Source organism: Stenotrophomonas sp. GW821-FHT01H02A, assembly GCF_059422145.1.
In genome coordinates this window covers 161,170-172,603 of sequence record NZ_JBWKWI010000007.1, presented here as the reverse complement: position 1 = coordinate 172,603, position 11,434 = coordinate 161,170, and the positions used below count along the sequence as shown (strand labels likewise).

12 protein-coding genes are annotated in these 11,434 nt (G+C 67.1%); 7 read left to right on the top strand and 5 right to left on the bottom strand.

Annotated elements, in window-relative coordinates:
- Window positions 1-20: 20 nt before the first annotated feature.
- The 4 genes from AC07WC_RS12530 to AC07WC_RS12515 all read right to left on the bottom strand — a co-directional run bounded on the left by AC07WC_RS12530 (window position 21) and on the right by AC07WC_RS12515 (window position 3,983).
- Window positions 21-2,072: a TonB-dependent receptor domain-containing protein gene (locus AC07WC_RS12530; protein ID WP_495210287.1), complete on the bottom strand. Its 2,052-nt coding sequence runs from the start codon at window positions 2,070-2,072 to the stop codon at window positions 21-23.
- 190 nt (window positions 2,073-2,262) lie between these two features.
- Window positions 2,263-3,192: a hypothetical protein gene (locus AC07WC_RS12525; RefSeq protein ID WP_495210286.1), complete on the bottom strand. Its 930-nt coding sequence runs from the start codon at window positions 3,190-3,192 to the stop codon at window positions 2,263-2,265.
- A gap of 46 nt (window positions 3,193-3,238) precedes the next feature.
- Window positions 3,239-3,595 (bottom strand): bleomycin resistance protein, encoded by a 357-nt coding sequence (locus AC07WC_RS12520; protein ID WP_088433407.1) that lies wholly within the window; start codon window positions 3,593-3,595, stop codon window positions 3,239-3,241.
- A gap of 10 nt (window positions 3,596-3,605) precedes the next feature.
- A complete protein-coding gene (locus AC07WC_RS12515; RefSeq protein WP_046272557.1) occupies window positions 3,606-3,983 on the bottom strand; it encodes an H-NS family nucleoid-associated regulatory protein in 378 nt (125 codons plus the stop codon).
- Between the two features lie 226 nt (window positions 3,984-4,209).
- On the opposite strand from AC07WC_RS12515, the gene AC07WC_RS12510 reads away from it, so the two are divergent.
- Complete coding sequence (locus AC07WC_RS12510) at window positions 4,210-4,587, top strand: glycine zipper 2TM domain-containing protein (protein ID WP_495210285.1); 378 nt, start codon at window positions 4,210-4,212, stop codon at window positions 4,585-4,587.
- 29 nt (window positions 4,588-4,616) lie between these two features.
- Here AC07WC_RS12510 and AC07WC_RS12505 read toward each other — a convergent pair whose 3' ends face one another.
- Window positions 4,617-5,444, bottom strand: a complete 828-nt coding sequence (locus AC07WC_RS12505; RefSeq protein WP_495210361.1) for an AraC family transcriptional regulator — start codon at window positions 5,442-5,444, stop codon at window positions 4,617-4,619.
- A 77-nt stretch (window positions 5,445-5,521) separates the two neighbouring features.
- On the opposite strand from AC07WC_RS12505, the gene AC07WC_RS12500 reads away from it, so the two are divergent.
- The 6 genes from AC07WC_RS12500 to AC07WC_RS12475 all read left to right on the top strand — a co-directional run bounded on the left by AC07WC_RS12500 (window position 5,522) and on the right by AC07WC_RS12475 (window position 11,426).
- Complete coding sequence (locus AC07WC_RS12500) at window positions 5,522-7,537, top strand: FUSC family protein (protein ID WP_495210284.1); 2,016 nt, start codon at window positions 5,522-5,524, stop codon at window positions 7,535-7,537.
- A 4-nt stretch (window positions 7,538-7,541) separates the two neighbouring features.
- Window positions 7,542-7,751 (top strand): DUF1656 domain-containing protein, encoded by a 210-nt coding sequence (locus tag AC07WC_RS12495; RefSeq protein ID WP_495210283.1) that lies wholly within the window; start codon window positions 7,542-7,544, stop codon window positions 7,749-7,751.
- 1 nt (window position 7,752) lies between these two features.
- The gene (locus tag AC07WC_RS12490) at window positions 7,753-8,637 is read left to right on the top strand and encodes an HlyD family secretion protein (RefSeq protein WP_495210282.1); all 885 of its coding nucleotides are present in this window, start codon (window positions 7,753-7,755) and stop codon (window positions 8,635-8,637) included.
- The gene (locus AC07WC_RS12485) at window positions 8,634-10,052 is read left to right on the top strand and encodes an efflux transporter outer membrane subunit (RefSeq protein WP_495210281.1); all 1,419 of its coding nucleotides are present in this window, start codon (window positions 8,634-8,636) and stop codon (window positions 10,050-10,052) included. Before AC07WC_RS12490 ends, AC07WC_RS12485 begins: the two co-directional genes overlap by 4 nt.
- 268 nt (window positions 10,053-10,320) lie before the next feature.
- A complete protein-coding gene (locus tag AC07WC_RS12480) occupies window positions 10,321-10,590 on the top strand; it encodes a hypothetical protein (protein ID WP_495210280.1) in 270 nt (89 codons plus the stop codon).
- Between the two features lie 182 nt (window positions 10,591-10,772).
- Window positions 10,773-11,426, top strand: a complete 654-nt coding sequence (locus AC07WC_RS12475; RefSeq protein WP_495210279.1) for a hypothetical protein — start codon at window positions 10,773-10,775, stop codon at window positions 11,424-11,426.
- Window positions 11,427-11,434 lie beyond the last annotated feature (8 nt).

The following is an 11,434-nucleotide window of genomic DNA, read 5'->3' as shown; positions in this document are numbered from 1 at the left end:
TCTGCATTCACCCGGCGCGGTCAGAACCGCGCCGTGGCACCCACGAAGAACGTACGTGCGCCGCCGTCGTAGTCGTTGCCTTCTTCGATGGTGGAGACATCGCCGAGGTTGAGCACGCCGGCACGCAGGGTCAGGCTTTCGTTGACGTCGAAGCCGGCCACCAGGTCCCAGGTGGTGTAGGCCTTGGCGAAGGTCGAACTGGAGGTGGACACCAGCTGCTCCCCGATGTGCTGCGCGCTCAGGTTGAGCGACCAGTCATCGTTGACCTGCCAGTCCAGCGAGGTGTTCGCGGTGAGCTTGGGCACGACCAGCAGGTTGGCGCCGGTGGTGCGGTTCTTCGACTCCAGCATGCGCGTGGCGTTGGTGGTCCAGCTCAGGCGCTCATGCAGCGGCACGGTGACGCTGGCTTCCACGCCCCGGGTGCGCGCCTTTTCAACATTCTCTGCCACGGTCCACCAGAAGCCGTTGACGAAGCTGCTGGTCTGCCCCGGAATGTCGCGCAGCGGAACCTGCTGGATCTTGTCGTCGAAGTCGGTCAGGAAGTAAGTGGCCGAGACCAGCCAGCCATTCCTGTCGAAGCCGACGCCGATCTCGTAGTTGGTGCTGGTTTCCGGCTCCAGGTTCGGATTGCCCGCCATGTAGCAGCCGGTGGTGCCGTCGGCGCTGACCGAGCGGCTGGTCCAGCCTTCCACGGTGAGGGCGGTACAACCGCGGCCACCGGACTGGGTCGCGGCGCCGGCCGTGCCCTGTTTCAGCGTCGGTGCGCGGAAGCCCTCCGAGACGCCGCCGCGGATGGTCCAGGCATCGGACGGGTGCCAGACGCCGTAGACACGTGGGCTCAGGTTGTCGTCGTAGTTGTCGGTGTTGTCCCAGCGCAGGCCCACGGTGAGGATGAAGCGCTCGTGCAGGGTGATGTGGTCTTCGGCGAACAGCGCCCAGGAATCGGCTTGGCTGGTCGGACTGATCCGGCCGGTGCCGGTCCAGGTCACCGGCACGGTGCCGATGGTGTCGCTGTTCTCCAGTTCTTCGCGCTTCCACTGGCCGCCCACGTTCAGGCTCTGCTCGAAGCCCCAATGGAAGCTGCGGGTGAACGCGGTATCGAACACCGTCTCCTTGGCGTGGTTGCCGACGGTGCTGCCCTTGTCTTCGTAATCGTTCTGGACCAGCGTGGTCCTGGAGGTGGCGGCATCGCCGTAGCGGCCGTCATGCTTGATCGCGTAGCCGGTCTGCACCAGCTTGGACAGGCCCCACGCGCCGACATCACCGGCGCCACGGTTGCGCTGCTCGCCGCGCGAGGCCTCCAGGCCGATGGTGTGGTCATCGTTGACACGCCAGTTGAGCAGCACGTTGGCGTTCTCGGCCTTGTTGCCCGGCGTCTGATACTCGCCGCGGTCCGATTCGCGATCGGTCACGTTGGCACCCACGCGCAGGCCCAGGTTCTGCGTCAGCGGGCCACTGAACAGCCCACCCATCTGCAGCGTGTTGCCGCGCGTGGAGGAATCGGGCTTGCTGTAGTTGTAGGTGACCGAGCCACCCCATTCGTCGGCGATCTTGCGGGTGATGATGTTGATCACCCCGCCCATCGCATCCGAGCCGTACAGCGAGGACATCGGCCCGCGGACCACCTCGATGCGTTCGATCATGTCCGGCGAGAGCCAGTTCAGATCCTGCGGACCGAGGTCATCGCGGTAGTTCACGCCGGAGGAATTGCCCTGGCGGCGGCCGTCGATGAGGATCAGCGTGTACTGCTCGGGCAGGCCGCGCAGGCGGATCTTGGACTGCGCGCCGGACAGCGCATAGCCACCGGTCACGCCAGGAACGGTGCTCAACAGCTGGCCGATGCTGCTGACCGGCTTGCGTTCGATCTCCTCGCGGGTAATCACGCTGATGCTGGCGGGGGCGTCCTTGATCCACTGCTGGGCACCGGTGGCGGTGACCACCACGGCATCCATCTGCTTGGCCGAAGAAGCGTCCGCTGCGGCATCGGCGTGCGCCTGGGCGGTCAACACCAGACCGATGGCGACCGCCAGCGTGGCGGCGGAACGGCGGGAACGGGGGGAGGGGTGCAACATCGCGAGGGTACTCCTTGGGTAGGGGAGCCCGCTGGCGATGGCTGGGGACGTCCGTGTAGGGTTTCAAGAAATCTTAACAATAGTATCACGAACCATTCGCATTTGAAATGTAGTGATACATCTCCATACGCAGGATGTCGTTATCGTTGCGCGCGGTCGATGACGAGAAACCCCATGCCAGCCGCGCGACTCACTCCACCACGGTCAATTGCCGGATAAAGCCCGGCCGTAATGCCAGCTTGTGGGTGACGCTGGTGATCGTGCGGCGCGGATCGGTCGGATGCGGCCGGGAGGCGGTACTGCTCCTGCCCTGGCGCCACAGTCCGAACATGACGATCTCCGCGCCCACCGGGAAGGACTTCAGCCATGCGGCATCGGCGTGCCCGACGCTGACTTCGTAGAAATCCCGGCGGTCGGTCACCCCGGTGTGCTGATACTTCGGGGCACAGTTGAGGAAGGTGACGCCATGGGGGTCACCGGGCTGCGGCGTGCGATGTGACCGCACGACCCCGAGCAGCGCCATCGGCAGCTCGCTGGATGCGGAGCCAAGCCGTTCCCATGCCTCGTCGTAGCGGTCCTGCCGGTAGACGAAATTCGTCCAATCCACCCGCTTCTTGCCCAGGCGCAGGGTCAGCTGCGTGGTCAGCAGTGTGTCGTCCTCGCACATCGCCTGCAGCGTAAGCAGGTCGGTGAGGGTGCGCAGGTAACCGTCGAGCGCTGCATCTGCCGGGAGCGGCGTCGGTCCCACGCTGCCGCGTTTCAGGGCCTGCTGGAGGATCAGCAGGCGAAGCTCGTGCTTCCCACCATCCAGTGCCGGCAGGAACTCGGGATCCGCTCCGGCGGCAAGCAGCGCCTGCAGATGGGAGGGCGCGTTGTAGCGACACCCGGGCAGATGCGCGGTGCCTTTAGTCAGGGCGAGGTAGGCGGGGAGGTGGAGGGGCGGGGCACGATCCACGCCGGGCCTGCTGTGCTCGGGAACGAATCTCACCGGCACGCTGCACCCATCGCACAGCAGCGTCGGCAGGGTCTGTTGCGCGTCATGACGCTTCTGCAGGTCGCCCACCCGGTGCAGGGTGCCGTGCGTGCCCACCGCCTTACGCATCTTGATTCCGCGACTCATCTGCAACCACTGCTTCGTTCAATGGCGACCATCATAGTCGCTTCGATCAGTCACCCTGCGTGGCGAAGCGCAGCCGGTTGTGGTCCGGGTCGATCACCATCATTTCGCGCCCGCCCCATGGCACATCTGCCGGCGGTCGGAAGACCGGCGCGCCGGCTGCAACGAACGCGGCATGCAATGCGTCCACGTCAGGCACATGAAAATACACGGCGCCTCCCGGCTCGCAGTCGCCGGTGTGTTCGCTGAGGAACATCTGCTGGCCTTCACGGCTGATCTGCACGAACAGCGGCATGTCCGGTGCGAAGCGATGTTCCCAGTCGATCGCGAACCCGAGCCGCTGGTAGAACGGCACGCTGATCGCGGCGTCGGTCATGCGCAGTTGCGGAATGACGGTCTGGGGCATGCGTGCGGCCTCAGCCTGGATAGGACGGGAAGCGCTGATCGGGGTGGGTCTTCTTCCATTCGGTATGCGCGACCGTGCCTTCCCAGGACAGGAAAGCATTCGGCACGCGCCCGCGGCCCGACCAGGTGGCGCCGCTGTGCGGCAACCAGAAACGGGGCGGCAGATCTTCCTTCGGGGCCTTGGCGACCTTGGGGGCCTTCTCGCGCCTGGCCGCAGGCGCGGTGTCCAGCAGCGCCCGGATCCGGCGCTGCTGCTCGGGGCTGAAATCGGCATAGCTGGTGGTCAGCAGTACAGTCACCCGCTCATAGGCCTCTTTGGTCGCCGCCTTGAGCAGCGCCTGCTCGTCCAGTCCCGACCGCGCGACCGCCGCTGCCAGGCGGGTATTCATCGTTGCTGCGGAGGGGGCGGTGGAAGGCGTACGGGGCATGGGATTCCAGGGAGGAGGGGCTGACGGAGGGCACCATAACAAATGCGTACGTGAAGCGGCCGATGGCGTAACACGCCCTGCCCACGAAACCTGAACAGGGGGTTGGTTCATCCGTGGGTACGCAATGTTCCGGCAACCTTCGGCGACCAGATTCGATTCAACACCGTTTCCTCAGGAGGATCCAACGATGCTCACCTCGACCGTTTTCAGCTTCCGTGGCCTGGCCCTGGCATTGGCGCTGACCGCTGGCGTGACCGCCGCAGGCAACGCCGATGCGATGTCGCGCAAGGACAAGAACACGCTGGTCGGTGCTGTCGTGGGCGGCGTGGCCGGGCACGTATTGTCCAACGGTGACCCGCTGATGACCGCCGGTGGCGCCGTGGCGGGTGGTGCGATCGGCAACGTGACCACCAAGGACCGTCGTGACAACCGCAACCATCGCTACGATCGCGATCGTCGCTACGACCATGGCCACCGCTACGAGCGGAGCAGCCGCTACGACCGCCGGCATGACCAGCGTCGCTGGAATCAGGACCGCCGCAACCATAACCGCGGCTGGCGCTGATACCGACAGCGTGGCCTGTGCCCGGCGCGCTAGGTCGGCGTGTCCGGGCCTTGGCTTCCCGGCGGGTGGCTGCGTGAGCGTGCGGCGAAGTAACGGGTGGGCGAAAGCCCCATGGCCTTCTTGAACATGGTGATGAAGGCCGTGACCGACTCGTAGCCCAGGCATTCGGACACCCGCTGGACCGGGGCGCCTGCAGCGAGTTCCCGGACCGCGATCAACAACTGCAGCTGCTGTCGCCACCTGCCGAACGACAGGCCGGTCTCGCTGGCGATGAGCCGTGTCAGCGTGCGCTCGCCCAATGCAAGGCGCTTGGCCCATTCGGTGATCGTGCCGCGGTCTTCGGGGTGGGCCGAAAGCGCGGCGGCCAGAGCCCGGATTTTCGGATGCTGGCTCACCGGCAGGTACAGCCGTTCCCTCGGCATCTGCACCAGCTCTTCCAGCAGCACCCGCGCGAGGCGGTCGGTCGGTCCATCGTGCGGGTAGTCGAACGGCGCGTCGGCCAGGTGCAGGATCATCTCGCGCACCATCGGTGAGATCGTCAGCGTGACGCAATGCTGCGGCAGATCCACGTCGCCGGGCTCCACGAACAGATAACAGAGCCGCGCGTTCGCCGTGGCACGGTTGCTGTGCGGCATGCCACCGGGAATCCATACCCCGCACTGAGGCGGGACTATCCACAGCGCGTGCTCTACCTCACAGGTGACTGCCCCATGCAGCGCCAGGATCAGCTGGCCCTTGCGATGGTCGTGGACCGGAATCTCCGCCGCGTGCTCGGCCACCTGCAGGCGCTTGGCGACGGCAGGCCGATCCGTCACGTCCGGGTCGATGTCGAAGCCGGCAATGGAAACGGGACACATTCTCGTGACCGGATTTAGCGAATGATTGGCATTGTAGCGATATTCGATCACCGCGGTCGCTGCCTAGGATGTGCGCCATGCATCTGCCGCCCCCTCCCATTCGCCGCTCGGTGGTCGCGCGATCCCTCGCGCTGCTGGCATCGCCCGCCGTCCGGGTCGACCAGGAAGCCGCACTGTTTTCGCTGAAATGCCTGGTCGCCGCGCTCCTTGGGCTGTACGTGTCCTTGTGGATCGGCTTGACCCGTCCGTTCTGGGTGATCGGGACCGTTTATCTCGTCTCGCAACCGATGTCCGGCGCGACGCTCAGCCGCGGCCTGTTCCGGTTGCTGGGGACCATCGGCGGCGGGGTGGCCACGGTGCTGCTGGTCCCCCGGTTCGCCAATGCACCCTTGGTGCTCAGCGTCGTGCTGGCTGCCTGGATGGGGCTGTGCCTGTATCTGGCCATGCTGGACCGCACACCGCGTGCCTACGCCTTCCTGCTTGCAGGGTATACAACCAGCCTGATCGGGTTTCCCAGTGTGATGCAGCCCGATGCGGTCTTCAGCGTGGCCGTCATGCGGGTGCAGGAAATTTCCATCGGCATTCTTGCCGCCACGCTGGTGCACGCGCTGGTGCTGCCGCGGCCGGTGTCCCGCCGCGTGCAGGCCCGTGTGGCCGGCATTCTGGCCGATGCCGAGCGTTGGACCGGCGACATGCGCGCTGGCGCTGCCGAGGCCGTGCTGGCCGAAGACCGCGCCAAGGCAGCGATGGACCTGCTTGAGCTGCACACCCTGTCCGTCCATCTCCCGTTCGACAGCGCCCACGGCGTCATACAGGCAGAGATACTGCGGGCACTGCATGACCGCATGCTCGACGTGCTGGTGCTGTCCAGTGGCGTGGAGGACGCGATGGCCGCGCTGCGTGCACCAGCAGGCGGGTGTCCTGCAGGTGCGGCCCCGGCACTCGACACGGCGGACGTGGTCGGCGAGGTCGGCGATGACCGCTGGCCGGCGTTGCTGTCGGTCAACCTCGCCGCGGACCTTGCCGAACTGGATGCCGCGCATCGCGACTGTCGCCTGCTGGAGCAGCAACTGGGTCACGACGATCCGGACTGGCGCCGGCGCGTGCCGGCCCGTCTCGCGGGCCAGGCGCGTGGACATGTCCTGCACCGGGACCGTGGGCTGGCCCTGCGCAGCGCTGTCGGTGCCTTCATCGGCATCGTGCTGAGTTGCGGGCTGTGGATCGCGACGGCCTGGTCGGACGGCGCCACGGCCGTCTCCATCATCGGCACCGCCTGCGTGCTGTTTGGCACCACCGAGGCGCCGGCGGGTCATGTGATGCGGTATCTGGCCGGATCGGCCATCGGCGTGGTGGTCGGTCTTGGCTACGGGCTGATGATTCTTCCGGGGATGTCCGGCTTCGTCGGGCTGGCCGTCGCACTGGCACCGGCCCTGCTGCTCAGCGGCTCCGTTCTGGCGCGTCCAGCGTTCACCATGGCTGCATTGGGCGTGGTGCTCACGTTCCCGCTCGTTGCAGGCCTGGGCGCTACCAACGCATGGGATTTCGTGGGCGCCGTCAACAGCAGCGTGGCGCTGCTCGTCGGCGTCGGCGCCGCGCTGTGCAGCATGCTGCTGTTCCAGACCCTGGATGCCAATCACGGCCGCGGCAGGCTGCAGGCGGCGCTCCGCCACGACGTTGCGCGGCGCATGCGCGGTCGCGTCAGTGACATTGCCGGGTGGACGAGCCGCATGCTGGACCGGCTGGGTCTGTTGGCCCCGCGCCTGCGCGGACAGGCCGACGCCGCCCAGCGTCTGCGCGCGGGCTTCGCCGGCCTGCGAGCGGCCGCTGTCGTTGCCGAACTGCGCGGGATCGGTACGCGATCGAGTGTGCCGGGCATCGGCCGCTGTCTCGCGGAGCTGATCGACGCGGTGGTCGATCACCTTCAGCGCGACTCGCTCAGCCGCCCTTCGTCGCAGAGGCCCCTGCTGGACCACCTTGATCGCGCCCGCGCCACGGTGCTGGCCGGCGATGGTCCCGAACACAGGCGCCTGCTGTTGCTGCTCGCCGCCCTTCGCCGCGACCTGCTGGCATCCCTGATCGCACACGGAGACTGATGCGATGTTGCCCGACCTTGCCGTTGATGGCGTCTTCATTCCCGGCCTGATGGCCGTAGCGGTTGCTGCGCTGGTGCTGTCGTTGCTGGTGTCGCGGCTGCTGGCGCGCCTGGGCCTGTACCGGGTGTTTGCCTACCGCCCGCTCGTCGGCCTGTCCCTGTTCGTCATCCTGGCCGAGCGGTTGATCCAGCTCGTGCCCCTGCTTGAGAAATGAAATGAAGCACATGCTTGTCGTCCTTGGCCGTTGGAGCACCACGCTCTGCCTGCTTGCCCTCGCCGTGATCGCGGTGCTGTCGCTGTGGAACCGGTACGAACGACATCCCTGGACGCGCGATGGCCGCGTCCGCGCCGATGTGGTCCGGGTCGCGTCCGACCAGGGCGGGCTGGTCACCCAGGTGCTGGTGCGCGACAACCAGCGGGTCAGGGCAGGGCAGTTGCTGCTGGTGCTGGACCAGCCGCGCTTCGCCGCCGCGCTGGAAACAGCCGACGCACGGGTGCGCAGCGCACAGGCCACGCTTACCCTGGCACGCCGGGAATCCGCGCGGGACACCGCCCTGGGCAATCTGGTCGCCTCCGAGACACGGGAGCAGAACGTCGCCAAGGTCGACACCGAAGTGGCGGGCCTGGCCGAAGCGCAGGCGGAGCGACGGGTAGCGCTGCTGAATGTCCAGCGGACCGAGGTGCGCGCCACCGCCGATGGCATCGTGACCAATCTGGACCTGCACCCGGGCGACTTCCTGCCGCCGGGTACCCAGGCCCTGGCGCTGATCGATACCCGCAGCCTGCGGATCGAGGGCTACTTCGAGGAAACCAAGCTCACCTGCATCACCGAAGGCGATCGCGCGACGGCCCGCCTGATGGGCGATACCCGCGACGTGCGTGGTCATGTCGAGAGCATTGCCGCCGGCATCGCCGATGACCAGCGATCGAACACGCACAACCTGCTGCCCGCGGTGGCGCCGACGTATGCGTGGGTGCGGCTGGCACAGCGCATCCCCGTGCGCATCCGGCTCGACGACGTTCCTCCCGAGACCCGCCTGATCATCGGCAGGACCGCCAGCGTCACCATCACCCCGACTGCGCGGGGGGGCTGCAAATGAGGGCGCAGCTTCCGCGTCTCGGTGCGATCAGCGCGATGCTGTGGTTGTCCGGCTGCGTGTCCGGTCCGGACTACCGTGTTCCGGCCACTGCCATGGCGATCGCGCCCGATGCCCAGGGGCGGCTCGTCGCAGGCGGCGAGTCGGCCTACAGCCAGGCCGAGCCGCCGGACCAGTGGTGGCGGCTGTACCAGGACCCGCACCTGGACGCCTATGTTGCCGAAGCGTTGCAGGCCAACACCGATCTGCGGGCGGCCGATGCCAACCTCCGGCGTGCCTCCGCAGTGGTGCAGGAACAGCAGGCACAAGGCATGGTGCGCACCGACACTGCCGCGTCAGGCAAGCTCGCGCATGTGGGCGGGTACACGCTGCCCTCGTCCTCGCTGCCGCAAGCCTATGCGCTCGGGATCAATCTTTCGTATCCCTTGGATCTGGCCGGCGGCATCCGCCGCGGCATCGAAGCGGCCAGCGCTGATGCCGAGGCCATCGCAGCGGCCCGTGACCACGTAAGGGTGACGGTCGCGGCAGCGGTCACCCGCGCCTACGTCGGCGCCTGCTCGGCCAATCAGACGCTGGCGGCCACGCAGCGCGTGCTGGGGACCCAGCGTGACACGCTGGAGGCGACCCGCCGGCTGGCCGCCGGTGGGCGCGGCACGGACTTCGACGTGACCCGGGCCCGTGCCGCGGTCAACCGGAGTGCGGCGGCCGTTCCGCAGTTGATCGCCGACCGGCAGCGTGCCGTGGCCGAACTGGGCGCATTGATGGGGCGGGTGCCGGCCAACTACCCGCAGGAAGTGGCCACCTGCGCGCGCCCCCCGCGGCTGGATCGGCCCATCCCGGTGGGCAGCGGGTGGCAGCTGATCCAACGACGTCCGGACATCCGTGCGGCAGAGCGCAGCCTGGCCGCAGCGACGGCAACCATCGGCGTGCAGACCGCCGAGCTGTATCCGCAGGTCAGCCTCGGCGCCACGGCCGGCATCGCGAATGCGCCCCGGCACCTGCTCTCCGGCGAGAGCTTCGGCAGCAGCGTCGGGCCGCTGCTGTCATGGCGTTGGCCGAACCGGCGGGCAGTGAAGGCACGGATCGCTGCGGCCAGTGCCAGTGCGGAAGCAGCGTTGGCGTCCTTCGATGGTGCCGTGGTGCAGGCGCTGCGGCAGACAGACGCCGCGCTGTCCACCTATTCGCAGGCGCTCGATCGCCAGGCCAGTCTGGCGCGGGCGCGTGACGACGCGGCCCTTGCCAGTGCACAGGCCGGGCAACTGTACCGGTTCGGCAGGGTGGGCTTCATCGATGTGCTGTCGGCCGAAGCGGCATTGGCAGATGCCGAGTCCGCACTGGCGTCCTCGCAGGCGCAGGTCATCGACCGGCAGGTGGATCTTTTCCTGGCGTTGGGGGGTGGTTGGTCATCGTCCGGCTAGCGAGTTGCGATCGCCCTTTCAGCATTGGATGTGATGGAGAGCAGGGTGAGTGACATATCGGATCAGGCAGGAGCGCACGTCCATGCCGACGATGTCGAGCGCGCGCGGATACGTTGCGATCCACCTGCAGCGCAACCGCCAACCCGGATCGGAAGCATTCAGTTTCTTCACGTTCCCTCTACGTCTTCCGGCTTCAACTGAACCCCGGTCATGGCTCTGGCGATGAGGCCGCTATCGTCCGAACACCCCATACGAAGGAGGCAGTGCAATGTTCCTGACAAAACAGCAACTGACGACGGCGCGGACACTGACGGTGGCGCTGATCGCGACGGTAGGCCTGAGCGCCTGCGCTACCTATAAGGACGAGTTCGCAACGATCAACTCCCGCCTCGACCAACTCGACGTGAAGGTGCAGGGCGCTGCCCAGAGTGCCGAGTCGGCCAACCAGTCCGCGCAACAGGCCAATCAGCGTCTGGATCAGATCGAAGGTCGCGTCCAGCAGCTGGAGCAGGCGCCCCGCCGCAAGCCGCGCGGTTGATCGCTCCCGCACCGTTGGTGCGGAACGTTTGAATCGGGGCCGGTGGCCTGTACAGGCCACTGGTTTCCGTTGATCGTGCAATCTTCATTGCAAGGAAGTGTCCCATCCGTACGCATTCATCACCTGCCGTCCTGGCCCTTCGCGGAGCGCTGACCGTAGCGCTGGCATTCGCGAGTGTCGGCGTGGCCCATGCCGATGACGCAGTCGTACCACCGACCGCCGCCGTCGATGAACTTCCCCAGGGCCAGGAAGTGTCCAACACCGTGATCGAGCTCGCGGGCTGGATTGTCGCCACCAAGGACAGCCAGGGTTATCCGTTCGCGATCATGGACAAGGCGGCCGCGCAGGTCCTGGTCTTCGATGGCGACGGCCGGCTTCGCGGCGCGGCCTCCGGCCTGTTCGGTTCGGCGACCGGCGACCATACGGCCCCTGGCATTGCCGGCCTTGCGCTTCGTGAGATCCCGGGTCGCGATCGGACGACGCCTGCGGGTCGCTTCGTGGGCGGTTTCGGCCCGTCCATCGACGCCGGGCGGGTCCTGTGGGTGGACTACGAGTCTGCCGTCTCCATCCACCCGACCGCGACGGGCGTCCCGGCCGAAAGGCGCGTTGAACGTCTTGCATCGCCCACACCTGACGACAACCGTGTCACCCATGGCTGCATCAATGTCTCGCCAGGATTCTACGAGCAGGTGATCCAGACCACGTTCGAGAAGGGCGGGGTGTTCTACGTCCTGCCGGACAAGGCGTCGATAGCGGAGACCTTCCCGGCGTTCGCGAAGAGTCGCGCGGCGGCGCAGGGTGACGAGGGCGTCCACGCAGGTCCCGCCGGCAAGTGATCTGCGTG

What these genes read in the sequence shown, in the direction of transcription:
- AC07WC_RS12525 (WP_495210286.1), bottom strand. Translation starts at nt 3,192, where the DNA reads ATGAGTCGCGGAATCAAGATGCGTAAGGCGGTGGGCACGCACGGCACC.
- AC07WC_RS12520 (WP_088433407.1), bottom strand. Translation starts at nt 3,595, where the DNA reads ATGCCCCAGACCGTCATTCCGCAACTGCGCATGACCGACGCCGCGATC.
- AC07WC_RS12480 (WP_495210280.1), top strand. Translation starts at nt 10,321, where the DNA reads ATGTTCCTGACAAAACAGCAACTGACGACGGCGCGGACACTGACGGTG.
- AC07WC_RS12515 (WP_046272557.1), bottom strand. Translation starts at nt 3,983, where the DNA reads ATGAATACCCGCCTGGCAGCGGCGGTCGCGCGGTCGGGACTGGACGAG.
- AC07WC_RS12490 (WP_495210282.1), top strand. Translation starts at nt 7,753, where the DNA reads ATGAAGCACATGCTTGTCGTCCTTGGCCGTTGGAGCACCACGCTCTGC.
- AC07WC_RS12495 (WP_495210283.1), top strand. Translation starts at nt 7,542, where the DNA reads ATGTTGCCCGACCTTGCCGTTGATGGCGTCTTCATTCCCGGCCTGATG.
- AC07WC_RS12500 (WP_495210284.1), top strand. Translation starts at nt 5,522, where the DNA reads ATGCATCTGCCGCCCCCTCCCATTCGCCGCTCGGTGGTCGCGCGATCC.
- AC07WC_RS12485 (WP_495210281.1), top strand. Translation starts at nt 8,634, where the DNA reads ATGAGGGCGCAGCTTCCGCGTCTCGGTGCGATCAGCGCGATGCTGTGG.
- AC07WC_RS12530 (WP_495210287.1), bottom strand. Translation starts at nt 2,072, where the DNA reads ATGTTGCACCCCTCCCCCCGTTCCCGCCGTTCCGCCGCCACGCTGGCG.
- AC07WC_RS12505 (WP_495210361.1), bottom strand. Translation starts at nt 5,444, where the DNA reads ATGTGTCCCGTTTCCATTGCCGGCTTCGACATCGACCCGGACGTGACG.
- AC07WC_RS12510 (WP_495210285.1), top strand. Translation starts at nt 4,210, where the DNA reads ATGCTCACCTCGACCGTTTTCAGCTTCCGTGGCCTGGCCCTGGCATTG.